Genomic DNA, 23,653 nt, shown 5'->3' with positions numbered 1-23,653 from the left:
TGCAATAGATGCGGGGGCGGATTTATCCGCGATGCACCGCGCCGGCGGCGCTCGATCTCGAGCGCCCCGCAATGCTATCGTCGAGCGCCCCTAATTTTCCCCAAGCGTCCTTCGTTTTCATGGAAGCCGCCCTGCGCCCGGCGCGTTCGGCACTCATCATTCAAGGAGACAGGCAATGACTTCCGTTTTCGACCGCGACGATATCCAGTTCCAGGTAGTGGTCAACCACGAAGAGCAGTATTCCATCTGGCCCGACTACAAGGCGATCCCCAACGGCTGGCGCGCGGTGGGCAAGAGCGGCCTGAAGAAGGACTGCCTGGCCTACATCGATGAGGTCTGGACCGACATGCGCCCACTGAGCCTGCGCCAGAAGATGGCCGAAGCAGCGGCGCAGTAAGCCGGTGTCGAGCCTGAACCTGCTGTGCCTGCCGTACTCCGGCGCCAGCGCCATGGTCTACAGCCGCTGGCGGCGCAAGCTGCCGGCCTGGCTGCAGGTGCGCCCGGTGGAACTGCCCGGTCGTGGCGCGCGCATGGGCGATGACCTGCACACCGACCTGCGCGGCCTGGCCCGGCAGCTGGCCCATGAGCAGCGCGCCGCTACCCAGGCGCCCTATGCTCTGCTCGGGCACAGCCTGGGAGCGCTGGTCGCCTTCGAGTTGGCCCACGAGCTGCGTGCGCTGGGCTGTCCAGCGCCGCTGGCGTTGTTCGCCAGTGGCACTGCGGCGCCGACCCGCCGCGAGGACTACGCCGGCGGCAAGTGGACCGAACCCCGTGGCGACGCCGAGCTGATCGCCGAACTGCGCAAGCTGGGCGGCACCCCCGAGGAAGTACTGGCCAACCAGGAGCTGATGAGCCTGACCCTGCCGATCGTGCAGGCCGACTTCCTGCTCTGTGGCCGCTACGCCTATCAGCAGCGCCAGCCGTTGCAATGCCCGCTGCACGTGCTTGCCGGCGAGGATGACCGCGCCAGTGACGAACAGTTGCAGGCTTGGGGACGGGAGACCGTGGGTGCGCATTCGCTGGCGAAGTTCCCCGGTGGGCATTTCTTCATCCACGAGCATGAAGATCGGGTGCTCGATGTGCTCTGTCGGACCCTAGAGCCGCTGCGGCTTTGTGCCTCGGATCCATTGAGAGCTTAGCGTTTTACTTGACTCCTGATCTTTGCTTGGTAATGCAGATACCCGCGATATCAGGAGTCCGGGTGGCCATATTGCCCGGCACTCAATGATGCTGTTGAAATACCACTACTGAGTAGGATAAAAATCTGATTTTATTATTGTTCGGTTCTTATGCTGTATCCAGGTAGTAGTCCTAGCTTTTCGGAAAGTTTTGCTCGAAGATGAATTACCTTCATGTTGTTTTCTGCGGTTTGTATCTGCTCTGGTGTCGAGTCTAGGTTTCGATATATTTCTTTCAAGCGGTTGATGTTCACGTCTAGCATATTTCTATATCCAACAGCGTCAAATGGTATTATTTGATACCCATGGGCCTCGAGTGGGATTTCTTCTTGGTCGAGGTTGGCTTGTCTTGAAACGTTGGTGCTGACCACACTAATGGGTTGCTCGGGAATGGGCTGGTTTTGAGCGGCCAGGCTTTGTGCTGGTGGATGATTTTTAGTTTTGTAAGAGGGTGTCGAGGTACTGAAGAGGCCTGAAACCCACTTTCTGATTCTTTCGCCGAAATGCCCGGTTGAATCCTTTTGATTGATTGGTTCGCTTTGGCAATATACGTAAGTGTTCACTCCTCCTTTTTCGAAAGGGCTCAAGCTGTCAGGAGAGGTAAAACGCATCAGTTCAGGGCTGAACGCGCGGTAGCCATTTCCCAATAGGTAATAGCCCGTCGTTCTTTCTTGGTACTCGCCATTGAACCCCAGTATCGACAATTGCTCATTGATCAACGATCGGTAGCCGAAGGCGGAGTAAGTAATTACACGGTTGACCTGATCAGTTTCATAGGACAGTACTGACGCCTTTTGGTCGGTGACCAACAGCTTGGCAACAGGTCTGTTGACGGAGTCTGGCATGACATTCCTACAACTGTATGGGCGATAGCAGGAGTGTGTTTCCCCCCAGAATTTTCTTCAACTGGTAAAAATGACAGGTCTGATCTACGACCGTGGCGCTTCAGGATGATCTTGTTCGAAAACAGGCAAGGCACCGACTAGCCCCTATCGGAACAGATGGGACGAAGCAGTCTCAGATGTGAGGGGGGCTTTAGACAAAGAACTCCCCGCATACTGCGCCTTCAAATGCCCTTGCTCATCCAGCAAATACGCATCCATCACCTCCCGCACCACCGGCCCCGCCACCCGACCACCAGCCTCGCCATTCTCGATCATCACCGCCACCACCATCGCCGGGTGCTCGGCCGGGGCGAAGCCGACGAACAGGGCGTTGTCGCGGTGGCGCTCGAGGGTCTTGTCGCGGTTGTAGCGCTCGCCCTGCTTGATCGCCACCACCTGCGCCGTGCCGCTCTTGCCGGCGATGCGGTACTGCGCGCCGGCGGCGGCGGCGCGGGCGATGCCGCGCGGGTCGTGCATGACCATCTGCATGCCCTGGCTGACCTGGTCCCAGGCGTGCCGGTCGTGCAGCACGATGTCCGGCATCGGGTTGGGGTCGACCGGCGCCTGGCCGCCGATGGTCAGTGCCAGGTGCGGGCGGTGCCAGGCGCCCTTGCTGGCCAAGAGGCTGGTGGCCTGGGCCAGTTGCAGCGGGGTGACCTGCATGTAGCCCTGGCCGATGCCGAGGATCAGCGTCTCGCCGGGGAACCAGGCCTGGCGCCGGGTGGCGCGCTTCCAGGCCTGTGACGGCATCAGCCCGGGGGCTTCCTCGAACATGTCCAGCGAGACCTTCTGGCCCAGGCCGAACTCGGCCATGTAGTCGTGCAGGCGGTCGATGCCCAGCTTGTGCGCCAGGTCGTAGAAGTAGGTGTCGTTGGAACGCATGATCGCCGTGTACATGTCCACCCAGCCATCGCCCGTGCGGTTCCAGTTGCGGTACTTGTGGTCGTAGTTGGGCAGCTCGTAGTAGCCGGGGTCGAAGACCCGGCTGGCGGGGTTGATCACGCCGCTGTCGAGGCCGGCGATGGCCACCTCGGGCTTGACCGTCGAGCCGGGGGCGTACAGCCCGCGCAGCACGCGGTTGAACAGCGGCCGGTCGATGGAGTCGCGCAGGGCGGCGTACTGCCTGTAGCTGATGCCCTTGACGAACAGGTTGGGGTCGAAGGCCGGGTTGCTGACCATCGCCAGCACATCGCCGTTGGCCGGGTCGAGCACCACCACCGCGCCGCGCCGATCGCCCAGGGCCTTCTCGGCGGCCTGCTGCAGGTGGGCGTCGAGGCTCAGCACGATGTCCTTGCCCGGCACCGGGTCGTGGTGGTTGAGCACGCGCATCACCCGACCCTGGGCGTTGGTCTCGACTTCTTCGTAGCCCACCTGGCCGTGCAGTTCGTTCTCGTAGAAGCGTTCGATGCCGGTCTTGCCGATCGACTGGGTGCCGCGGTAGGCGGTGCTGTCGAGGGTCTTGGCTTCCTTTTCATTGATGCGCCCGACGTAGCCCACCGAGTGGGCGAAGTGCTCGGCCAGCGGGTATTCGCGGATGAACTGCGGCTCGACCTCCAGCCCTGGCAGGCGGAACTGGTTGACCGCGATCAGGGCGATCTGCTCTTCGCTCAGGCCCACCAGCAGGGTCACCGGCTCGAACGGCTTGCGTCCGCGGCGCAGGTCCTTGTCGAACTGGTGGCGGTCGTCCTCGGACAGCGTGAGGATCTGCGCCAGGCTGTCGAGCACCCGCGCCGGGTCGCCGGCCCGTTCGCGGGTCATGGTCAGGTTGAAGCTGGGCTTGTTGTCGGCCAGCACCACGCCGTTGCGGTCATAGATCAGGCCGCGTTCGGGTGGAATCGGCAGCACGTGCACGCGGTTGTTCTCCGACACCGCGCTCTGCTGGTCGTGCTGCAGCACCTGCAGCACATAGAGCCGGCCCACCAGCACCGCCACCAGGCTCATCACCAGCAGGGCGCAGGCCAGCAACCGGCGGTTGACCAGGTGCTTTTCCTTTTCGTGATCCTTGAGGGGAATGGGCTGGGGCATGGGCTTCGTGGTGTCACGCAATGGGGGCGCGATGCTACGCGGACGGGCAGGGGGGGCTCAAGGCGAGCCCCGCCGCGCAATGCCTGCGCCACGCCGGTCGGCCCCGCTATCAGGGGCGTGAAGGCGAATATGAAGTTTCCTTCATGGAACGCTGGGACGGTGCTGGGAACGATCGGATTTGTGGCTAAGGGATGGGATTTGTCAGAATACGCGACAAGCAATCATTATCATTCGCAAGGTAATCCATGCAGTCGGCTCTCGCTTCCCATGCCCCGGTGCGCATCCTCGCCATCGAGGACGATCCCGTCCTGTCCGCCCATATCGGCAGCCACCTGGGCGAGCGCGGCTTCGCGGTCACCGTGCGCCACGGCGCCGGCGATGTGCCACAGCTGCTGCGCGAGGGCGGCTTCGACCTGATCCTGCTGGATATCCTGCTGCCGGACAGCAATGGCCTGGACATGCTCGTCGAGCTGCGCCGCCGCCAGCGCGTGCCGGTGATCCTGATGTCGGCGCTGGGCGCCGAGCAGGACCGTATCGTCGGTTACAGCCAGGGTGCCGACGACTACTTGGCCAAGCCCTTCAGCATGGCGGAGATGGATGTGCGCATCGATGCCCTGCTGCGCCGGATCGCCTACGAGCGCCAAGGCCCGGTCAGCCATCAGGACCTGGGCAGTGCCCTGGGCCTGACCTTCGACCCGCTGCGCGGCGATGTCTGCCACGACCAGTGCTGGGCCGGGTTGACCGGCTGCGAGTACCGCATCCTCGAGACCCTGCTGCATGCCCAGGACGAAGCGCTGAGCAAGACCTTCCTCTACCAGCAGGCGCTCAATCGCGCCTATTCGATTCATGACCGCAGCCTGGACATGCATGTCAGCCACCTGCGCCGCAAGCTGCAGTCGATCGGCTACGGCGCGGCCAGGGTGGAGACCGTGCGCGGCGTTGGCTACATGCTCAAGCGCGTGCTTGCATGAGGCTGCCGGATCGCCACTCGCTGTTCTGGACGCTGCTCGGCGGCATCGCCTTGCTTAGCCTGTTGATCATCAGCCTGCATGTGGATGTCAGCCAACGCCTGGACATGGCCACCTCGACCCTCGGTAGCACGGCGCGCAACACGCTGTCCGATTATGCGCGACAGGCCGAGCAAGCCTGGGAGGAGGGCGGCGAGCCGGGCGTCGATGTCTTTCTTGCCTCGTTGACGGAACAGGAGGGCGTGTGGGCGGCGGTGGTCGGGCCGCATGGCGTGTCGTTGTCGTCGTGGCCGTTGCGCGGGCGAGAGCGCAAAAAACTCAGCTTCATGCGCTCGCTGGACTGGTCGGTGGGGCGGCCCGGCGGCACGCCGACGTTCTACGTGCCGTTCAGTCGTGGTGAGGCCCAGTTGGTGATGGACCTGCCGGCGAGGCTTAATCCGCGCAAGTACAACCACCTGTGGCAGGCCTTGCTGGAGCGGGTGCTGCCGGCCGCCCTGGCGCTGGGTCTGGGCGTGCTGCTGTACCGCCGGGTCATCGCGCCGCTGGCCGTGCTGCGGCGCCAGGCCATCGCCCTGAGCGCCGGCGACCTGTCCGCGCGGGTCGGCGGGCAACTCACCCGGCGTCGCGACGAACTGGGTGAACTGGCGGGGGCCTTCGATCACATGGCCGGTCGCCTGGAAAATACCGTGGCATTCCAGCGCCGCTTGCTGCGCGACCTGTCCCACGAGCTGCGCACCCCGTTGAGCCGGCTGCGTGTCAGCGGCGAGCGCGAACAGGACAACCAGGCCTTGCGTCAGCGCCTGGAGCGCGAAGTGCAGGGCATGGAGCGGCTGATCAACGACACCCTGGAGCTGGTCTGGCTGGACACCGAGCGGCCGCTCCTGCCGCTGGCGCCGGTGGATGTGGCCCGGCTATGGGAAGTGCTGTGCGATGACGTCTGCTACGAGACCGGCTGGCCGGCCGAGCAGCTGCGCAATGCGCTGCCTGCCGGCTGCACGGTACTCGGCCACCTCAACAGCCTGGCCCAGACCCTGGAAAACCTGCTGCGCAATGCCGTGCGCCACTCGCCGTCAGGCGGCGTCGTGACCCTGGGCGGCTGTTGCGAGGGCGACACCTGGTTGCTGTGGATCGAAGACCAGGGCCCCGGCGTCGAGCCGCAGCACCTGGAAAGCATCTTCCAGCCCTTTACCCGGCTCAATGCCGCGCGTCCGGGGGGCGATGGCTTTGGCCTCGGGCTGTCGATCGCGCGCAGCGTCACGCAGTTGCAGGGCGGCGAGGTCTGGGCGCAGAACCGCTCACCGGGCCTGCGGGTGAGCCTGCGGCTGAGAAATGTATAGATTGTAAAATAGATTTACTCTCAAATGAGAATATATAGCATTCGTGCTCGTCCCGTGCCGGCCCCGGGGCGAGTCGGATCGTCGTGCTCCCGCTCGCTCCTTGCCCGGACAGTTCCCAACGCGCAAGGAGTGTCCCGATGCAGCCCCGATTCAAGCTCAACCATCTCTGCCTGGCCCTGCTGGCGGCGTCGCCCGCGACCCTGTGGGCCGCCACCGACAGCCAGGGCAACGAGGTGCTTGAACTGAGCGACACCCACGTGGTGGCCACCGCCGAGCAGGAGCTGAAGCAGGCATCGGGCGTCTCGATCATCAGCGCCGAGGACATCAAGAAGCGTCCGCCGGTCAACGACCTGTCCGAGATCATTCGCAAGATGCCTGGCGTCAACCTGACCGGCAACGGCGCCAGTGGCTCGCGGGGCAACAACCGGCAGATCGACTTGCGCGGCATGGGCCCGGAAAACACCCTGATCCTGATCGACGGCAAGCCGGTGACCTCGCGCAACGCGGTGCGCTACACCCGTGCCGGCGAGCGCGACACCCGCGGCGACAGCAACTGGGTGCCGGCCGACCAGGTCGAGAGCATCGAGGTGCTCCGAGGCCCGGCGGCGGCCCGCTATGGCTCGGGTTCCATGGGCGGGGTGGTGAACATCATCACCAAGCGTCCGACGCAGGAAATGACCGGCAGCATCACCGCCTTCACCAACCTGCCCGAGGACGATGCCGAGGGCATGACCAAGCGCACCACCTTCAGCCTCGCCGGTCCGCTGACCGAGTCGCTGACCTTCCGCGTGTACGGCAACCTGAACAAGACCGACGCCGACGACGCCGACATCAACCAGGGCCACACCGCCACCGCCAGCGGCTCGTCCCTGGCCGCCGGCCGCGAGGGCGTGCGCAACAAGGACATCAACGCCCTGGTGAGCTGGGCGCTGGACAACCAGCAGACGATCGATTTCGAGACCGGCTTCAGTCGCCAGGGCAATATCTACGCTGGCGACGTCGGCACCGGCGGCACCGACTCGCTGGTGCCGGGCAGCACCATCAACGGCTGGCTCGGTCGCGAGACCAATACGATGTACCGCCAGGACTTCTCCGTTACCCATCGCGGCGACTGGGACTTCGGCACTTCCCGTGTGCTGGCGCAGTACGAGAAGACCCGCAACAACCGTCTGCTCGAAGGCATGACCGGCAGCGTCGACGGTGATATCAGCGGCAACGAGAAAGCCACCAGCACCTACGACAGCTACCTGGTCCAGGGCCAGCTGGACCTGCCGCTTGATCTGCTGCGTCCACAAACCCTTACTCTGGGCGCCGAGTGGAACTACCAGGAACTCGACGACCCCAGCACCTTGAACCGCGCCGTGGGCACCACGCTGCCGACCTCCGCTGCCGGGGCGCGGCCCACCGACATGGACGCCACCATCATGGCCGTCTACGCCGAGGACAATATCGAGCTGACACCAAACTGGTTCCTCACCCCGGGCCTGCGTCTGGACCACCATGACCAGTTCGGTGCCAACTGGAGCCCGAGCCTGAACACCTCGTACAAGCTCACCGAGGACGTCACCCTCAAGGCCGGCATCGCCCGGGCGTTCAAGGCGCCGAACCTGTACCAGTCCAACCCCAACTACCTGTACCGCAGCAACGGCAACGGCTGTGCGCCGAGCCTCAGCTCGAACGGTTGCTATGTGCTGGGCAACGCCGACCTCGACCCGGAGATCAGCGTCAACAAGGAACTGGGGGTGAGCTTCGCCCGCGATGGCTGGAGCGCCAGCCTGACCTACTTCCGCAACGACTACGACAACAAGATCGTCTCGGCCAACGACGTGACCGGGCGCACCGCCACCAACGAGGCGATCCTGCGCTGGGACAACGCCCAGGACGCGGTGGTCAAGGGCTGGGAAGGCAGCATCGGCGTGCCGCTGCTGGGCGAGGCCGGCGAGGTGCTGAGCTGGAATACCAACTTCACCTACATGGACGCCAACGAAGACAGTGACGGCAACCCGCTGTCGGTGGTGCCGGAGTACACCGTCAACACCATGCTCGACTGGCAGGTGACCGAGGCCCTGTCGCTGAGCCTGACCGGCACCTACTACGGCAAGCAGGAGCCGCGCCAGTTCAACCCGACCCGCGAGGTCAGCGTCACGGCGCAGAACGAGCTGCAGACCCTTGATCCGTACCACGTCTGGGGCATCGGTGGCACTTACGCGCTGAACAAGAACCTGTCGTTCGGCGCCGGCATCAGCAACCTGTTCGACAAGCGCGTGTACCGCGAAGGGGCGGGGACCAGCGCCGGCGCCGCCACCTACAACGAGCCGGGGCGCGCGTTCTATGCGTCGGTGACCACCTCGTTCTGATGACAAGCGCGGCTGCTGCGCAGCCCTTTCGCGGCACAAGGCCGCTGCTACAGAGGGTCGTGATCTTCTGTAGGAGCGGCCTTGCGCCGCGAAAGGGGCGCAACGCGCCCCCAAGGACTGCAAACCGTGAACCTCTCCTGGCCCATGCTCTCGCGCATCGTCGCCGCCGTGCTCGGCGGCTATGCCTTCACCTACGCCTTCACCGCCGCGCTGGCGCGGCTGCTGCCGCTGCAACCGGCGGATGCCCTGATCGTCGCCACCGTGCTGTCGTTCGCCGTCTACACCGGCGCGATCCTCTGGGCCTTCGCCTGTCGTAGCGCCACTCGCGCCTGGGCCGGCCTGGCCCTCGGCGTGCCGCTGGCGCTGATCGGCTTCTGGCCGCAACTGCTGGAGCGCCTGGGATGAAGCAGAAAACCATCACCCAATCCCTGTCATGGCTGCACACCTGGAGCGGACTGCTGTTCGGCTGGGTGCTGTTCGCCATCTTCCTCACCGGCACCCTGGCGGTGTTCGACAAGGAGATCGACAACTGGCTGCGCCCGGAAATCCCGGCGCACAGCCTGGACAGCCGCGAGGCGGCGCAGACCGCGCTGGATTACCTGCAGGCCCGTCATCCGCACGCCCGCACCTGGAACATCGGCCTGCCCAACGAACGCGCACCCACCCTCAGCGTGTCCACCGGTGAGCAGCGTCGCGGCGGCGGACAGGCGCTCGACCCGGAAACCGGCGAGCTGCTGCAGGTGCGTGAAACGGCCGGCGGCGGCTTCTTCTTTCGCTTCCACTTCACCCTCAACCTGCCGCGCCTGCTCGGCATCTGGGTGGTGGGCCTGGCGGCGATGGCGATGCTGGCGGCGCTGGTCAGCGGTATCGTCATCCACAAGAAATTCTTCAAGGAGTTCTTCACCTTCCGCCCGGCCAAGGGCCAGCGCTCGTGGCTGGACGCGCACAACGCCACGGGGGTGCTGGTGCTGCCGTTCCACCTGATGATCACCTACACGGGCCTGGTGATCTTCTACCTGATCTATATGCCGGCGGCCTCCGATGCGCTGTTCGGCGGGGATCGCGAGGCACTCAATCGCGCCCTGCGCGGCATGCCCGAGCAGCATGCCGGCCAGGGACGCCAGCCCCCTCAGGAGGTTGCCGGGCCGGCGCCGTTGACGGCGTTGCCGCCGCTGCTGGCCGAGGCCGAGCGCGTGCTGGGGCCGTTGGCCAGCCTGTCGATCCACAACCCGGGGCGCGGCGATGCGCGGATCGAGGTGCGCCCGCTGCTGGGCAATCGCATCGAGCTGACCAAGGGCCAGAGCATGGTCTTCGATGGTGTGACCGGCAAGGTATTGCGGGCGCCCGCCGAGAGCCGCCCGAGCCTGCTCACGCAACGGGTGCTGGCGGGCATGCACTTCGCCCAGTTCGGCGGCTACCCGATGCGCTGGCTGTATTTCGTCTGCGGCCTGGCCAGCTGCGCGATGATTGCCACGGGGCTGGTGCTGTTCACCGTAAAGCGTCGACGCCGGCATGACGGCGAAGGGGCGCTGGGCGCCGCGCTGTACACCGGCGCCGAGCGCATCAACGTCAGTGTGGTGGCCGGCCTGGCGCTGGCCTGCGTCGGCCTGTTGTGGGCCAACCGCTTGTTGCCGTTCGAGCTGGCGCAGCGTGGCGGCTGGGAGGTGCGGGTGTTCTTCCTGATCTGGCTGGCGACCTTGCTGCACGCCTGTCTGCGTCCCTGGTTGCGGGCCTGGCAGGAGCAGCTCGGGCTGACTGCGGCGCTGTGCCTGGGGTTGCCGTTGCTGAACGTGGTCACGGTCAATCGCGGCGACTACATCCCCCTGGAGGTCACCATTCTGGTGATCGGCGGCCTGCTGGCCGCGTGTGCCTGGAAAATCGGGCAGCCAGCGCCGGAGCGTGCGCTGCGTGTCCGCACGGAGGTCAACTGAAATGGGTCTGGCGATAGCCACGGGATTGTGGTTAGCGTACAGCGGCATGATTGCCCTGTGCCTGGGGCTGGAGCGGCACTACAAACAGGTCTGGGGCCGGCCGCCATCGTCGTCGCGGCGTCGGGCGCTGCGTGCAACGGGCTGGCTGGCGCTGGCGGCCAGTTTCGCCGCCAGTGTCGCGGCCTGGGGCTGGGCCATGGGACCGATCGGCGGGCTTGGCCTGGTCTCGCTGGCGGGGTTGGCGCTGGTGCTGGTGCTGCCCTACCAGCCGCGGCTGGCGATCGGGACGGCTGTGGCGGGGTGGCCAGTACTGGCGCTGGCGACGCTGGCAGGGTGACACCTGTCGGCGCATTTGCCATCCGTGTGGCGGCTCTCCATACTCGACAAGGCAGAGCCGACCGCATGACCCGCGCCGCACAACCAGGGGCATCGCACAAGATCGGCCGCCGTTCCGTGCCTTAGCCGTTTCCTCCGACTCGAAGTGGAAGTGACGGATGTTCGATAGAAGCAGGTCCCAATCCCGCCCCTGGCGCCTGGCAGGCGCACTGTTCGCCACCTTGCTGCTGGCGCTGCCCGTGGGCGCGGCGGAAAAGTTCAAGGTGGTCACCACCTTCACCATCATTGCCGACATGGCCCGCAACGTGGCGGGTGATGCCGCCGTGGTCGAGTCGATCACCAAGCCCGGCGCCGAGATCCACAATTACTCGCCGACCCCCGGCGATCTGCGCCGCGCCCAGGGGGCGCAGCTGATCCTGTGGAATGGCCTGAACCTGGAGCTGTGGTTCGAGAAGTTCTTCCAGCGCCTGCAACAGGTGCCGGGCGTGGTGGTGTCCGACGGCATCGAGCCGATGGGTATCGTCGCCGGCCCGTACAGCGGCAAGCCCAATCCGCACGCGTGGATGTCGCCACGCAACGCCCTGGTCTACGTCGACAACATCCGCGACGCCCTGGTACGCCACGACCCGGCCAACGCCCAGGCCTACCAACGCAATGCCGAGGCCTACAAGGCGCGTATCGAGGCGACCATCGCGCCGCTGCGCGTCCGTCTCGAGCAGATTCCCGCCGACAGGCGCTGGCTGGTCAGCAGCGAAGGCGCGTTCTCCTACCTGGCCCGCGACTTCGGCCTGAAGGAGCTGTACCTGTGGCCGATCAACGCCGACCAGCAGGGCACGCCGAACCAGGTGCGCACGGTCATCGACGCGGTCAGGGCGCATCATATCCCGGCGGTGTTCAGTGAAAGCACGGTGTCCGACAAGCCGGCCCGCCAGGTGGCCCGGGAAACCGGCGCGCACTATGGCGGCGTGCTCTACGTCGACTCCCTGAGCGCCCAGGACGGGCCGGTGCCGACCTACCTCGACCTGCTGCGGGTAACCACCGACACCATCGTCCAGGGCCTGGGCGAGGCAGGCAGCCGATGAACCAGCACAACCAGGCCCTGGAGAGCGGCATCGTCGTCCAGGGCGCCACCGTGACCTACCGCAACGGCCATACCGCGCTGCACGACGCCAGCTTCGAACTGCCGATGGGCTCGATCACCGCGCTGGTGGGCATCAACGGCTCGGGCAAGTCGACCCTGTTCAAGGCCATCATGGGCCTGGTGCGTTTGGCCGCCGGGCGCATCAGCGTGCTGGGCCTGCCGGCCGAGCGCGCCCTGCGGCGCAAGTGCACGGCCTACGTGCCCCAGGCCGAGGAAGTGGACTGGGACTTCCCGGTACTGGTCGAGGACGTGGTGATGATGGGGCGCTACGGGCACATGGGCCCGTTGCGCATCCCCCGACGCGCCGATCACGAGGCGGTGGACGCGGCGCTGTGCCGGGTCGACATGCAGGCGTTGCGCAAGCGGCAGATCGGCGAATTGTCCGGCGGCCAGCGCAAGCGCGTGTTCCTCGCCCGCGCCCTGGCCCAGGACAGCCGGGTGATTCTGCTCGACGAGCCGTTCACCGGGGTTGATGTGAAGACCGAGGACCAGATCATCCAGCTGCTGCGCGAGCTGCGTGGCGAAGGGCGGATCATGCTGGTGTCGACCCACAACCTCGGTTCGGTGCCGGAGTTCTGCGACCGGGTGGTGCTGATCAAGCGCACCGTGCTGGCCCACGGGCCGACCGACGAGGTCTACACCCGCGACAACCTCGAACGCGCCTTCGGCGGGGTGCTGCGCCACTTCGCCCTGCTGCCGGGCGATCCGTCGCAGCAACCGCCGGTCAGCGTGTTCAGCGACGACGAGCGGCCGCTGATCCTGCGCAACGGCCTGCCGGCGCGCCGCGAGCCGGGCAGCGACAGCGAGGCCGACGCATGATCGAACTGCTGCTCGAGCCATTTGCCTACGGCTACATGCGCAATGCCCTGTGGGTCTCGACCTTGGTCGGCGGGGTCTGCGCGTTCCTGTCCTGCTACCTGATGCTCAAGGGCTGGTCATTGATCGGCGATGCGCTGTCCCACGCCATCGTGCCGGGGGTGGCCGGCGCCTACATGATCGGCCTGCCGTTTTCCCTCGGCGCGTTCTTCGCCGGCGGGCTGGCCTCGGCGGCGCTGCTGTTCCTGCAGCGGCGCACGCGGCTCAAGGAAGATGTGGTGATCGGCATGATCTTCACCTCGTTCTTCGGCCTGGGCCTGTTCATGGTCTCGCTGTCGCCGACCTCGGTGAACATCCAGACCATCGTCCTCGGCAACATCCTGGCGATCACCCCGGGCGACACCCTGCAGCTGGCGATCATCGGCCTGGTCACCCTGGCGGTTCTGCTGGCCAAGTGGCGCGACCTGATGCTGACCTTCTTCGACGAGCAGCAGGCCCGCGCAGTCGGCATTCGCCCGGACGCACTCAAGCTGCTGTTCTTCGCCTTGCTGTCGGCCTCGACCGTGGCCGCGCTGCAGACGGTGGGGGCGTTCCTGGTGATCTGCATGGTCATCACCCCCGGCGCCACGGCCTACCTGCTCAGCGACCGCTTTCCCCGGTTGCTGGTCATCGCCGTCGCCATTGGCGCCCTGACCAGCCTGACCGGCACCTACCTGAGCTACTACCTCGACGGTGCCACCGGCGGCGTGATCGTCGTGCTGCAGACGCTGATCTTCCTGCTGGTGTTCGTCTTCGCCCGCAAGCATGGGCTGCTGGCCGCGCGCCGTCGTCGGCGCCAGGCACTGGAGGTGCAGCCATGACCGTGACCGACCTGCTGCTGGAACCCTTGCGCTTCGACTTCATGGTCAACGCCATGGCCATCGCAGTGCTGATCGCCATCCCCATGGCGCTGCTGTCGTGCTTCCTGGTGCTCAAGGGCTGGGCGCTGCTGGGCGACGCCATCGCCCACGCGGTGTTCCCCGGCGTGGTGATCGCCTACATCGTGCAGATTCCCTACGCCATCGGGGCGTTCCTGGCCGGCATGTTCTGCGCGATGGCCACGGGGTACCTCAAGGAGAACAGCCGCATCAAGCAGGACACGGTGATGGGCATCGTCTATTCGGGCATGTTCGGCCTGGGGTTGGTGCTGTACCTGAAGATCCAGTCCGATGTGCACCTGGACCATATCCTGTTCGGCGACATCCTCGGCGCGGGCCCCCAGGACCTGTGGCTGTGCGCGGGCATCGCCCTGCTCACCGCGCTGGTCATCGCCACCAAGTGGAAGGACCTGATGCTGCATACCTTTGATGCGGTGCAGGCTCATGCGGTGGGCCTGCGCAGCGGCTGGCTGCACTATGGCCTGCTGTGCCTGATCTCGTTGGCGGTGGTCGGGGCGCTGAAGGCCTCGGGGGTGATCCTGGCGATTGCCTTGCTGATTGCCCCGGGGGCCATCGCCGCGTTGCTGACGCGGCAGTTCCGGCACATGTTGTGGCTGGCGTTGCTGGTCGCCATCGGCTGTTCGTTCGTGGGCGTGTACGGCTCGTTCTACCTCGACAGCGCCCCGGCGCCGACCATCGTCATGGCCTTTGCCGGGGTGTTTGTGCTGGTGCTGGTCTGCCAGGCGCTTGGGCGCAGGTTCGGGTCGCCCATGGCGACGTGAACAGCCCTCAGAGACTGAGGGTCAGGCTTACGCTGAAGTTGCGTGGCTCGCCCGGCAGCACCCACGAACTGTTGTACGAGCGTTCGTAGTACTTGCGGTCGAACAGGTTGTTGAGGTTCAGCCCCACGGTGACCTGTTCGCTGGCCTTGTAGTGCGCCAGCAGGTCGACCGTGCTGTAGGCATCCAGGGTGAAGTGGCTGCCGGCCTGGCCGGAGCGCTCGCCGACATAGTTGAACGCCGCGCCGACGTCCGAGCCGCGCAGGGCACCGTCCTGGAACTCGTACACGCCCATCACACTGCCGCTGTTGCGGGCGATGCCCAGCAGGTCGCTGCCCTTGGGCAGGGCGGCGTCGCCCTTGGTGACCTCGGCATCGATGTAGGCATAGGCACCGATCACCCGCACGGCGTCGGTCAGCTGGCCACTGAACTGCAGGTCCAGGCCCTGGCTGCGTGCCTTGCCGGCCGCCACGCTTTCGCCGAGTGCGTCGGTGGTGATGACGTTCTCCTTGTCGATATGGAACAGCGCGATGGTCGCGCCCAGGCGGCTGTCGAGCAGGTCGAGCTTGAGCCCGGTCTCGTAGCCGATGCCTTTCTCGGGTTTGTACACCTGTCCTTGGGTGCCGATAGTGTTGGGCTTGAACGAGGTCGAGGCGTTGGCGAACACGCCCACCTGCGGGGTCAGTTGATACAGCAGCCCTACGCGCGGCGTGGCGACATCCTTCGCCTGGCTGTTGCTGACCCCGGTGGAGCGGTTCTGCGCAGTCTGTTCGATGCGCTCCAGACGCACACCGAGCAGGCCGCGCAGGTGCTCGGTGAAGGCGATCTGGTCCTGCAGGTTGAGGGCATGGCTTTCGGTGCGTTCGAAGAAATCGTTGGCCCGTGTAAGCGCCGGCTTGGGCTTGCCGTACACCGGGTTGTAGATGTCCAGGCCATAACCTGCCGATGTCGCGCTTTGCGGGTACTTCTGGCTGTTGCGGTAGTTTTCGTATTCAAGCCCGACCAGGGCCTGGTGCTGCCAGCCGCCCAGCTCGAACTGACCGTGCAGCTCGGCCTGGGTGATGTTGTCGTTCCACTCGAAGTCACGCTCGCGGTAGAAGCGGGTGATCGTCGTGCCGACCAGGGCCTGGGGCTCGGAGCTGTTGCCCTTGAGCGTGCCCTGGGTGTAGTGGTTGGCCAGGCGCAGTTTCCAGCTGTCGTTGAGAAAATGTTCCAGCGCCACATCGAGGGTCTGGTTGTCGTTGCGGATCTTGCCGTCGTTGGGCTCGCCGAGGAAAGTCGAGCGCTTGACCGAGCCCATCTCACCATTGACCGCCGGGATGCCACGGTCGAACACCGACTCGGTGCGGGAGAACTCGGTGTCGATCATCAGCCGGGTATCGGGCGACAGCTGCCAGCTCAGGGATGGGCTGACGATACGGCGCTCGCTGCCGACATGGTCACGGAAGCTGCCGTTGTCCTCGACCGCCAGGTTGATCCGGCCCAGCAGGTTGCCTTCGCTGTCCAGGGGCGAGTTGGCATCCAGGGCGGTGCGGTAGCGGTCCCAGCTGCCCGCGCTCAGGTTGAGGGTGCTGAAGGTCTCGGCCTGGGGGCGCTTGCTGACGATATTGACCAGACCGCCAGGGTCGCCACGGCCATAGAGGCTGGCGGCCGGGCCCTTGAGCACTTCGATGCGCTCGATGCTGGAGGTGTCCGGGGAGCTGTAGCTGCCGCGGTTGATGGCAAAACCGTTCTTGTACAGCTCGCCGGTGGTGAAGCCGCGCACGCTGTAGTTGAGGAAGGTCAGGCCGCCAAAGTTGTTCTGCCGCGACACGCCACCGGCAAAGTCCAGGGCGCGGTCGATGCGGGTGCTGTTGAGGTCCTTGATTACCTGGGCGGGCACCACCTGGATGCTCTGCGGGGTGTCGCGGATATCGCTGTCGGTACGGGTGGCGGTGGCCGAGCGGGTGGCGCGATAGCCTTGCACCGGGCCGTCGGCGCGTTCTTCGAGGTAGGCGTCGGTGATCGAGGTTTCCTCCAGCAGCAGGGGTTGGGCTGCCGAGAGGGGTTGGCCGAACAGGCCCAGGGTGAGGCCGGCCAGAAGCGGTGCGCGAGGGGTCACGAGGGTTCTCCAAATAATATGTAATAACGTAACATTAACGCATCCTCTGACGCCACAGTGAGATGCGGTTCGAGGAGTGATTGCCAGATGGAAATGATTCGCGTTATTGTTATGTTATTACGTAACTGGAGGTTCCCATGCAAGTACTGTCCTCACTCAAGCAGGCCAAGCGCCGTCATCGTGATTGCCAGGTGGTCAAGCGTCGTGGCCGGATCTATGTGATCTGCAAGTCCAACCCGCGGTTCAAGGCCAGGCAGGGCGGGGTGAAGAAGAAGCGGGGGTAGCCGTAAGGTAAGCGAAAGGGGCCGCTTTGCGGCCCTTCGCGGGCAAGCCCGCTCCCACAGGTATCGCGCAGTCCTGTGGGAGCCGGTTTGCCGGCGATGGGCTGCGTAGCAGCCCCAGCGAAGCTACCGGAGCGTCCTGCGCAAGCGCCGCCAGCCCAGCACCACGCCACTGAGGGCAATCACCAGTCCACCGGCACTAAGTGCGATGATCAGCCCTTCACGCAACAGCGGCCGTGTCAGCAGCGGCTGCCAGTCCCAGCTGTGCAGCAGGTTGAACAACCAGCGCCCGGTGCGTTGCGTCCGGTCGTGGCTGGCCACCAGAATGCCGCTGGCCGGGTCCAGATAGGCCCAGGTGCCGGCCGGATCATCGAAGCGCAGGCGCAGCACGGGCAATGGGCGGGACTGGAAACCGTACATGCTCTGCGGGTCGCGGGCGAAGTAGTGGAAATCGTAGGCGGTCTGCCAGTCGTCTTGTACTGCAATGCCCGGGGCCATGGCCTGCGCGGCCGCCAGCAACCGCTGTCGGGCAAATGCCCGGGCCGGTGGCGCGCCGTCTTCGAGGATGCGACTGTCGCCATTGGCATTACGTGCCACCAGGTAGGTGACGTTGGCCAAGCGCTGCCACTGCAACTCGACGGTGTTGAAACCTGCCTCCTCGCGCAACCTCGCCAACGCGGTGGCGACCGGCAGCTTGAGGTCGACGGCGCGCAGCGGGCCGGGTTGCAGGGCGATCTGCGAACGGCTGTCGGTCAGGCCCCAGGGGCGCATCGACATCAGGCCGCTGAACACCCACAACACCAGCACGCCGCCGAACAGCAGCCCGCCGATGTGGTGCCAGCGCAGCCAGCCGCCGGGGTAGGGGCTGCGCGAACCGCTGCGATAGCGCGTGCGCAGCCGCAGGCGGAGGATGCCCACCGCCATGCCCAGGATCGCCATCAGCGTGCCGAGCACGGACAGGCCGATCACCAGCGTGCGCCAACCGTTGTCGAAGCCGAATCCACCGCGTAAGGGATAGAGCCAGTGCAGCCAGGCACCGACCCAGTTCCATGTACGTTCCTGTGCGGTGGCGTCGCGCACCACTTCACCGCTGCGCCCGGACAGGTACAGCCAGGTGCCGGCGGCATCGTCCACCCGCACCCGGTGCAAGGGCCGGTCGCCGTCCAGGGCCCGGGAGTGGGTCCACATGTCCTCGTCCACCGTGCCCTGGTAGGCCAACGCCGCGTCACCGGCGTACTGCCGGGCATTGGCCAGGGCCCAGGCGGCGTCCGCATGAATCAGTGGCTCGCCGCTGGCGGCGTCGAGGGTGACGCGGCGGCCGTCGGCCAGTTCCAGCAGGTAGTGCGCCCGCCCGCCCAGGCTGGTCAGGCGCATCGCCTTCAACGGCTGTTGCGCCCATTGTGCTGGCAACTCGGCGCAGCACCCCGCCGGCAGTGCCGGCAGGTGGGCCAGGCGCTCAGCCGGGGTCAGTTTGGGGTAGCCGACATACAGCATGACCACCCCGGAAACAAACCACAGCGCCATGAACAGGCAGGCGACGATGCCCAGCCAGCGGTGCCACAGGTACAGCTGGCGCTTGAGCCCCATCAGTAGCGCCACTGCACAGCGACTTCCAGGCTGCGCGGCTCACCCAGGTAGTACTGGGTGTTGGTCTGGTGGATGAAGCGGGCGTAGACCTCGTCGGTGAGGTTGCGCAGGCGGGCGCTGACTTGCACGTGCTTGTCCAGGTCGTGGGTCATGGACAGCCCGTAGACGGTGTAGGACGGCACCCAGGCGGTGTTGGCGGTGTTGGCGTAAACTGACGACACATAGCGGGCGTCGGCGCCGACCTGCCAGCCCGGCGCCAGGTCGTAGGTCAGCCACAGGTTGGCGACCCGGTCGGGGATGTTGACCGGGTTCTTGCCCTTGCGCGAGTACACCACGCCGCCGATGGTCTCGTTGAATTCGTCGTACTCAGCGTTGACCCAGCTGAAGTTGCCTGCCGCCAGCAGCTTGGGCGTGACCTTGAACGAGGCCGCCAGCTCGATGCCGGTGGAGGTCTGCTGGCCCGCCTGCTCGGTGGTGTTGGGCACGGTCGAGGAGGGCACCGAGATGTTCTTGCGCACGATGCGATAGGCCGCCGCAGTGGCCGAGCCGCGCCCGTCGAGAAAGTCGAACTTGCTGCCCACTTCCACCTGGCGGCCGGTGCTCAGGTCGAAGTCGCCGACCTGGCTGAGCGAGGCGCCGGTGAGCGAGCCTCCCGGCGGCTCGGCCGAGGTGCTGTACTGGGTATACAGGCTGACATTGGACGTCAGGTCGTAGACCAGGCCCAAGCGTCCGGTGAAGGCGTCCCAGCGCCGGTCCAGCTTGGCCCGGCTCACGTGGTCGACCACGTCGAAGTCGATATGGTCGTAGCGCAGCGCGGTGATCAACGCCAGCTGGTCGGTCAGGCGGGTGCGGTTCTCGACGAAGCCCGCGGTGGTGTCGGTGGTGGTGCTGCGGCCCTTGGCGCGCGGCGCGTCCATGCCGGGGATGTCGAGGAAGTGGTCGGGCTGGAAACCGTTCGGGTCGATGGTGTCGAAGGCACCTTTGGACAGCGGATAGGTGGTCTGCTGGTTGCGACTGTAGTCCACGCCGAACGCCCAGTCGCTGGCCAGGCCGAACAGCTGGCCCTGGTGGGTCAGTTCGACGCGGTTGCCGTTGACTTCCTGGTCGTGGCTCTGACGGTAGCCGCCGGAGCGGTTGATGGCGGTGTTGCCGGCGTTGTAGCGGTACACCTCGAGGTTGCGGTAATCGCGCTGGCCGTTGTAGTGGTAGAAGGTGTTGCGCAGCTGGTTGCTGTCGTCGATGCGGTAGTCGGTGATCGAACGCAGCCAACGGGTGCGCTGCTCGTAGCGGCCGTCCTCGACGTTGTAGTTGTTGAAGCGATTGTGCTTGTCGATGTGCAGGGTGCCGACCGCCGGCTGCAGCACCGGCGTGCCCCAGTACGGGCTGTCCTCTTTTTCTTCCAGGTACTCGATGGCCAGGGTGTGCGACAGCTGCTCGTTGATGTCGCTGAGCAGAGAGAAGGTCAGGTTGCCAGCACCGTTCTCCTGGCGGTCGATGTAGCCATTGGTACTGGTGCGGCTGTAGTCGAGCCGCGCGTAGTGGCGCGGGCCGTCGCCGCTGTTGAGCGCCTTGTTGAAGCCGACCGAGGTTTCCATCGAGTCGTAGCGGCCATAGCTGACGCGGCCTTCGAAGGTGTCCTCGTCGCGGCTCGCCAGTTTGGTGATCATGTTCAGGCTGCCGCCGACGGCGCCGCTGCCGTTGAGGAACGACGAGGGGCCGCCGAGCAGTTCGACGCGGTCGTAGATCCATGCGCCAACCGGGCGCGCCGTGGCGCCGTATTGCAGGTTGATGCCGTTGAACAACTGGCTGACCTGGGCGCCGTTGAAGCCGCGATACGACACATAGCCGCCCCAGCCGGGCGGTGCCGAGGCGTTGACCCCGGGCAGGGCGTTGGCGGCGTCCTGGAAGTTGCGCGCGCCGATGCGCTCCATGGTCTTGCGGTCGGCGACGCTGACCGAGGCCGGGTTTTCGCGGGCGCTGAGGTTCAGTCGCGAGCCGCTTTCGATAGGCCGGTCGAGGTCCAGGGTGGTGGCTTCTTTGGGTTGGTCGGCGGTGGCCGTGACGTTGCTGGCGGGCAGGGTCAGGGTGTCATCCTGCGCCCAGGCGCAGGTTGCGCTGCCAACGAGCAGCGCCAAAGTGGTCATGCGGAACATGCGAGGCTTCCTGGCTGAAATCGATGAGCGCACGCCCGCTGCCGATCAGGCAGTATTCGGGCGTGGCGATGTCAGAACGCGAGAAGCGAGGCGGGGGAGGCGCGGGGATTGACCAGTGGCCAGCGCTGCTTGGGCAGGGGCGGCGCGGGTTGTCTGGGTAAGGGTTTGCTCGACTCACCGGCGAGCAGGGCCAGCAGGCCGAAGAACACCGCCAGCAGGGTGGCGCTGAACAGGCTGGCGATCACGCAGTCGCCGCCGGCAGGCAGCACCGGGTCGGTGATGTCCTGGTCGCCCTTGAACACGCCGCTGCTGTCGGCCGCGCACCAGGCGGCGTCATCCAGGCCGGCCAGGCGCAAGCCGGCCATCTGTCCATGGCCCATGGCGCACAGCAACGAGCCGAACAGGATGCTGAAATACAGCACCCAGGCGACTTGCGATCGTGTGTGGCGGGCCAGCTTCATCGGCAAAGCTCGAAGGGAATGAGAATAGGTTCGGCGTGCGGATTCTACAGCGTTTGAAACATCTGCCTAGAGTGCTTGGCCGATAAAAAACATTCGAATCGATTCAACTGGCTGGCTTGACGCCTCTCGGCCCCAGGTGTTCAGATGCCGACCGATTTCAGGTGTCCCATGCCGCCGCGCATGGGGTGAAACGGGAAACCGGTACGCGCTTCGCGCCAGTCCGGTGCTGCCCCCGCAACGGTATGCAAGTGATGCCTTCGACAGACCACTGTGGCCCGCAGGTCATGGGAAGGTGAAGGCATCTTGTCTTGCGAGCCCGGAGACCGGCCTGGAATGTTGTAGGCAAACTCCTGCGGTGGGCGGGCATGGGCCGGTATTGGCGTGTGCGCGATCCGTGCTCTTGCGTGCTTCTGCGAAAGTCACTTTCGAGAAGAGCATGATTGCTGTGATTCACTCCCGACGATGTTCCCCCAAGGCCCGGACCCTGTTCCTGGGCTTTCTGGCCAGCCCCCTGGCGCTGGCTGAAAATCCCCCCTTGATCCTCGACCAGCAGATCGTCGCCGCGCCGTCGGTGGAGTCGACCACGGTCGCCGCCATGGCCCAGTACGGCAGCAAGGTCGAGACCGTCAGCCGCGAGCAGATCGAGCGCGCCGGCCCCGGTGCCGACATCACCCGGGTGATGCAGATGTTCATCCCCGGCTTCTACGTCGCGCCGAAGAACGGCCCGTTTGACTACGGCACCTACTCGCTGCTGGGCGGGCGCAACGACGACACACTGATCCTGCTCGACGGCGTGCGCCTGAACAACCGCCTGTACGGCGGCCTGTACCTGGACACCCTGCCGGCCAACGCGGTGGAGCGCATCGAGGTACTCAAGGGCGGCCAGAGCCTGTTGTTCGGCACCCAGGCGGTGGCGGGGGTGATCAATATCGTCACCCGAAGCCCAAAGAGCCGCGAGGCTTCGGGCGAGGTCAACCTGGGCCTGGACAGCTTCGTCGGCAGCAGCAAGGACGCCCGCGTCGAGCGGATCTTCAGCAATGGTTTCGGCGACCTGGGGCTGCTGGCCTATGTCAGTCATAACGTCTCCGACGGCTACCAACCGTTTCGCAACCGCGACTACAGCGGCAACGTCAGCGACAAGAAACGCGGCTATGAGGTGACCACTTTCGGCGGCAAGGCGATCCAGGCCTTCGGTGACGATGCGCGGCTGGAGCTGTTCTACCAGTACACCGACGCCAACCTCGATTTCGCCCGGCCGGTGAACAACTACAAGACCACCAACGACCGCGTGCAGCAGATCGCCACGGCGACCTTCGAACAGCGCCTCGACGAGCGCCTGAGCTACTTCATCAAGGGCCACGTCAACGACTGGGACACCCGCTACACCCGCATCAACAACCGAGACGATGGCAGCCGCAACGTGGTCAACCACAACGACTACTGGGGCTTCACCGACTGGGGCGTGCAGGCCGAGGGCAAGGCTGAGCTCGACGGCGGCCATGTGTTGGTGTTCGGTTCCGACAACCAGTGGTTCAAGGGACAGGACGACGTGCTGGTGATCGACGACAACAAGGCCCAGGCCAATGCGCTGTATGCCCAGCTGCGGCCCAGGATCGAAGCCCTGCCGAACTGGCACCCGAGCCTTGGCGTGCGCCACGAGGCGATGAGCGGCGGCGACAGCGCCACGGTGGGCATGCTCACCTCGCTGTACGACCTGAACGACAACTGGCAGTTGCGTGGTCAGTACGGCAGCGCCTACAAGCTGCCCAACGCCGAACAGCTGTTCGTCAACGAGCCCGGCGACGAGATCGGCAACCGCGACCTCAAGCCCGAGAAGAGCCGCAATGCCGAGCTTGGCCTGGACTACCACGGCCTGCTGCTGGAACGTGAATTCAGCGCCAGCGTCACCGTGTTCCGGCGCAAGATCACCGACCTGATCACCCTGGACGGCAGCCAGTGGGTGAACGGCCAGGGCCAGGTGCAGATGCGTGGTTTCGAGGCTGATGCACGTATCCAGCTCGACGACCAATGGAGCCTGCAGGCCGATATGACCCGCAACCTCACCGAGTCGCGCACCGGGGCGACGATCAACGACGTGCCGAGCTTCTTCGCCCGCTCGCGGCTCGGCTACGAGTCGGCGGACCGCATGTGGGGTGCCGGAGGCGCGATTCGCTATATCCGCGACGTGGTCAGCTCCAAGGGCGTCGACTACGGCCACTACTCGGTGGTCGACGCCGATGCCTACCGCTACCTGGACGGTGCCCGCCAGCACCGGCTGAGCCTGCTGGTGGAGAACCTGTTCGACCGCGACTATGTCACCAGCCGGGCGAGCAATGTCGACAACCTCGGACGGCCGTTCACCAGCGAACTGCGGTACACCTACACCTTCTGAGGGGCGTGA

20 protein-coding genes and 1 riboswitch are annotated in these 23,653 nt (G+C 65.6%); of the genes, 14 read left to right on the top strand and 6 right to left on the bottom strand.

Features of this window, described 5'->3' with window-relative positions:
- Nucleotides 1-175: 175 nt before the first annotated feature.
- Together HU751_RS21110 and HU751_RS21105 are read left to right on the top strand one after the other, a co-directional pair.
- Nucleotides 176-397 carry an MbtH family protein gene (locus HU751_RS21110; RefSeq protein WP_003256222.1) on the top strand — a complete coding sequence of 74 codons (222 nt, stop codon included), beginning with the start codon at nt 176-178 and terminating at the stop codon, nt 395-397.
- Between the two features lie 4 nt (nt 398-401).
- Nucleotides 402-1,139: a thioesterase II family protein gene (locus HU751_RS21105; RefSeq protein ID WP_186732268.1), complete on the top strand. Its 738-nt coding sequence runs from the start codon at nt 402-404 to the stop codon at nt 1,137-1,139.
- Nucleotides 1,140-1,273: 134 nt separating this feature from the next.
- Here the strand turns inward: HU751_RS21105 and HU751_RS21100 are convergent, their stop codons facing one another.
- The gene (locus HU751_RS21100; protein WP_186732269.1) at nt 1,274-2,023 is read right to left on the bottom strand and encodes an RHS repeat-associated core domain-containing protein; all 750 of its coding nucleotides are present in this window, start codon (nt 2,021-2,023) and stop codon (nt 1,274-1,276) included.
- A gap of 144 nt (nt 2,024-2,167) precedes the next feature.
- Entirely contained in the window at nt 2,168-4,087 is a 1,920-nt protein-coding gene (gene mrdA / locus HU751_RS21095) for a penicillin-binding protein 2 (protein WP_186732270.1), read from the bottom strand.
- A 245-nt stretch (nt 4,088-4,332) separates the two neighbouring features.
- Between mrdA and HU751_RS21090 the strand changes: the two genes are divergently transcribed.
- The 10 genes from HU751_RS21090 to HU751_RS21045 all read left to right on the top strand — a co-directional run bounded on the left by HU751_RS21090 (nt 4,333) and on the right by HU751_RS21045 (nt 14,672).
- Nucleotides 4,333-5,058, top strand: a complete 726-nt coding sequence (locus tag HU751_RS21090; RefSeq protein ID WP_186732271.1) for a response regulator transcription factor — start codon at nt 4,333-4,335, stop codon at nt 5,056-5,058.
- The gene (locus HU751_RS21085) at nt 5,055-6,392 is read left to right on the top strand and encodes a sensor histidine kinase (RefSeq protein ID WP_186732272.1); all 1,338 of its coding nucleotides are present in this window, start codon (nt 5,055-5,057) and stop codon (nt 6,390-6,392) included. The genes HU751_RS21090 and HU751_RS21085 overlap by 4 nt, the downstream gene beginning before the upstream one ends.
- A gap of 137 nt (nt 6,393-6,529) precedes the next feature.
- Complete coding sequence (locus HU751_RS21080; protein WP_186732273.1) at nt 6,530-8,749, top strand: TonB-dependent siderophore receptor; 2,220 nt, start codon at nt 6,530-6,532, stop codon at nt 8,747-8,749.
- Nucleotides 8,750-8,866: 117 nt separating this feature from the next.
- Nucleotides 8,867-9,154: a DUF3649 domain-containing protein gene (locus tag HU751_RS21075; protein WP_437181063.1), complete on the top strand. Its 288-nt coding sequence runs from the start codon at nt 8,867-8,869 to the stop codon at nt 9,152-9,154.
- Nucleotides 9,151-10,680 (top strand): PepSY-associated TM helix domain-containing protein, encoded by a 1,530-nt coding sequence (locus HU751_RS21070; protein ID WP_186732274.1) that lies wholly within the window; start codon nt 9,151-9,153, stop codon nt 10,678-10,680. Before HU751_RS21075 ends, HU751_RS21070 begins: the two co-directional genes overlap by 4 nt.
- Nucleotide 10,681: 1 nt before the next feature.
- Entirely contained in the window at nt 10,682-11,017 is a 336-nt protein-coding gene (locus HU751_RS21065; protein WP_186732275.1) for a DUF3325 domain-containing protein, read from the top strand.
- A 157-nt stretch (nt 11,018-11,174) separates the two neighbouring features.
- A complete protein-coding gene (locus HU751_RS21060) occupies nt 11,175-12,098 on the top strand; it encodes a metal ABC transporter substrate-binding protein (protein ID WP_186732276.1) in 924 nt (307 codons plus the stop codon).
- Nucleotides 12,095-12,976: a manganese/iron ABC transporter ATP-binding protein gene (locus tag HU751_RS21055; protein WP_186732277.1), complete on the top strand. Its 882-nt coding sequence runs from the start codon at nt 12,095-12,097 to the stop codon at nt 12,974-12,976. Before HU751_RS21060 ends, HU751_RS21055 begins: the two co-directional genes overlap by 4 nt.
- Nucleotides 12,973-13,833, top strand: a complete 861-nt coding sequence (locus HU751_RS21050) for a metal ABC transporter permease (protein ID WP_186732278.1) — start codon at nt 12,973-12,975, stop codon at nt 13,831-13,833. Before HU751_RS21055 ends, HU751_RS21050 begins: the two co-directional genes overlap by 4 nt.
- Nucleotides 13,830-14,672, top strand: coding sequence for a metal ABC transporter permease (locus tag HU751_RS21045; RefSeq protein ID WP_186732279.1), 843 nt, complete (start codon nt 13,830-13,832; stop codon nt 14,670-14,672). The genes HU751_RS21050 and HU751_RS21045 overlap by 4 nt, the downstream gene beginning before the upstream one ends.
- A gap of 7 nt (nt 14,673-14,679) precedes the next feature.
- Here the strand turns inward: HU751_RS21045 and HU751_RS21040 are convergent, their stop codons facing one another.
- Nucleotides 14,680-16,770: a TonB-dependent siderophore receptor gene (locus HU751_RS21040; RefSeq protein WP_186732280.1), complete on the bottom strand. Its 2,091-nt coding sequence runs from the start codon at nt 16,768-16,770 to the stop codon at nt 14,680-14,682.
- Nucleotides 16,771-16,907: 137 nt separating this feature from the next.
- Between HU751_RS21040 and ykgO the strand changes: the two genes are divergently transcribed.
- Complete coding sequence (gene ykgO, locus HU751_RS21035) at nt 16,908-17,054, top strand: type B 50S ribosomal protein L36 (protein ID WP_023632134.1); 147 nt, start codon at nt 16,908-16,910, stop codon at nt 17,052-17,054.
- 123 nt (nt 17,055-17,177) lie between these two features.
- Here ykgO and HU751_RS21030 read toward each other — a convergent pair whose 3' ends face one another.
- The 3 genes from HU751_RS21030 to HU751_RS21020 form a co-directional block, all read right to left on the bottom strand.
- Nucleotides 17,178-18,638: a PepSY domain-containing protein gene (locus HU751_RS21030; RefSeq protein WP_186732373.1), complete on the bottom strand. Its 1,461-nt coding sequence runs from the start codon at nt 18,636-18,638 to the stop codon at nt 17,178-17,180.
- A complete protein-coding gene (locus HU751_RS21025) occupies nt 18,638-20,791 on the bottom strand; it encodes a TonB-dependent receptor (RefSeq protein ID WP_186732281.1) in 2,154 nt (717 codons plus the stop codon). The genes HU751_RS21030 and HU751_RS21025 overlap by 1 nt, the downstream gene beginning before the upstream one ends.
- A 71-nt stretch (nt 20,792-20,862) precedes the next feature.
- On the bottom strand, nt 20,863-21,252 hold the full coding sequence (locus HU751_RS21020; RefSeq protein ID WP_028689433.1) for a DUF2946 family protein: 390 nt from the start codon (nt 21,250-21,252) through the stop codon (nt 20,863-20,865).
- A gap of 142 nt (nt 21,253-21,394) precedes the next feature.
- Nucleotides 21,395-21,598: riboswitch (cobalamin riboswitch) on the top strand.
- A gap of 90 nt (nt 21,599-21,688) precedes the next feature.
- Between HU751_RS21020 and HU751_RS21015 the strand changes: the two genes are divergently transcribed.
- Nucleotides 21,689-23,644 carry a TonB-dependent receptor plug domain-containing protein gene (locus HU751_RS21015; protein ID WP_186732282.1) on the top strand — a complete coding sequence of 652 codons (1,956 nt, stop codon included), beginning with the start codon at nt 21,689-21,691 and terminating at the stop codon, nt 23,642-23,644.
- Nucleotides 23,645-23,653 lie beyond the last annotated feature (9 nt).

It is taken from the genome of Pseudomonas peradeniyensis (assembly GCF_014268935.2).
Lineage (GTDB): Bacteria > Pseudomonadota > Gammaproteobacteria > Pseudomonadales > Pseudomonadaceae > Aquipseudomonas > Aquipseudomonas peradeniyensis.
Note: the sequence above shows the minus strand (reverse complement) of the source record. Positions and strands in the feature narration are given on the sequence as shown.

Bases quoted from the DNA above. Each gene is read 5' to 3' on its own strand.
- HU751_RS21110 (WP_003256222.1), top strand. From the start codon at position 176: ATGACTTCCGTTTTCGACCGCGACGATATCCAGTTCCAGGTAGTGGTC.
- HU751_RS21100 (WP_186732269.1), bottom strand. From the start codon at position 2,023: ATGCCAGACTCCGTCAACAGACCTGTTGCCAAGCTGTTGGTCACCGAC.
- mrdA (WP_186732270.1), bottom strand. From the start codon at position 4,087: ATGCCCCAGCCCATTCCCCTCAAGGATCACGAAAAGGAAAAGCACCTG.
- HU751_RS21090 (WP_186732271.1), top strand. From the start codon at position 4,333: ATGCAGTCGGCTCTCGCTTCCCATGCCCCGGTGCGCATCCTCGCCATC.
- HU751_RS21085 (WP_186732272.1), top strand. From the start codon at position 5,055: ATGAGGCTGCCGGATCGCCACTCGCTGTTCTGGACGCTGCTCGGCGGC.
- HU751_RS21080 (WP_186732273.1), top strand. From the start codon at position 6,530: ATGCAGCCCCGATTCAAGCTCAACCATCTCTGCCTGGCCCTGCTGGCG.
- HU751_RS21070 (WP_186732274.1), top strand. From the start codon at position 9,151: ATGAAGCAGAAAACCATCACCCAATCCCTGTCATGGCTGCACACCTGG.
- HU751_RS21065 (WP_186732275.1), top strand. From the start codon at position 10,682: ATGGGTCTGGCGATAGCCACGGGATTGTGGTTAGCGTACAGCGGCATG.
- HU751_RS21060 (WP_186732276.1), top strand. From the start codon at position 11,175: ATGTTCGATAGAAGCAGGTCCCAATCCCGCCCCTGGCGCCTGGCAGGC.
- HU751_RS21055 (WP_186732277.1), top strand. From the start codon at position 12,095: ATGAACCAGCACAACCAGGCCCTGGAGAGCGGCATCGTCGTCCAGGGC.
- HU751_RS21050 (WP_186732278.1), top strand. From the start codon at position 12,973: ATGATCGAACTGCTGCTCGAGCCATTTGCCTACGGCTACATGCGCAAT.
- HU751_RS21045 (WP_186732279.1), top strand. From the start codon at position 13,830: ATGACCGTGACCGACCTGCTGCTGGAACCCTTGCGCTTCGACTTCATG.
- ykgO (WP_023632134.1), top strand. From the start codon at position 16,908: ATGCAAGTACTGTCCTCACTCAAGCAGGCCAAGCGCCGTCATCGTGAT.
- HU751_RS21030 (WP_186732373.1), bottom strand. From the start codon at position 18,638: ATGGGGCTCAAGCGCCAGCTGTACCTGTGGCACCGCTGGCTGGGCATC.
- HU751_RS21025 (WP_186732281.1), bottom strand. From the start codon at position 20,791: ATGTTCCGCATGACCACTTTGGCGCTGCTCGTTGGCAGCGCAACCTGC.
- HU751_RS21020 (WP_028689433.1), bottom strand. From the start codon at position 21,252: ATGAAGCTGGCCCGCCACACACGATCGCAAGTCGCCTGGGTGCTGTAT.
- HU751_RS21015 (WP_186732282.1), top strand. From the start codon at position 21,689: ATGATTGCTGTGATTCACTCCCGACGATGTTCCCCCAAGGCCCGGACC.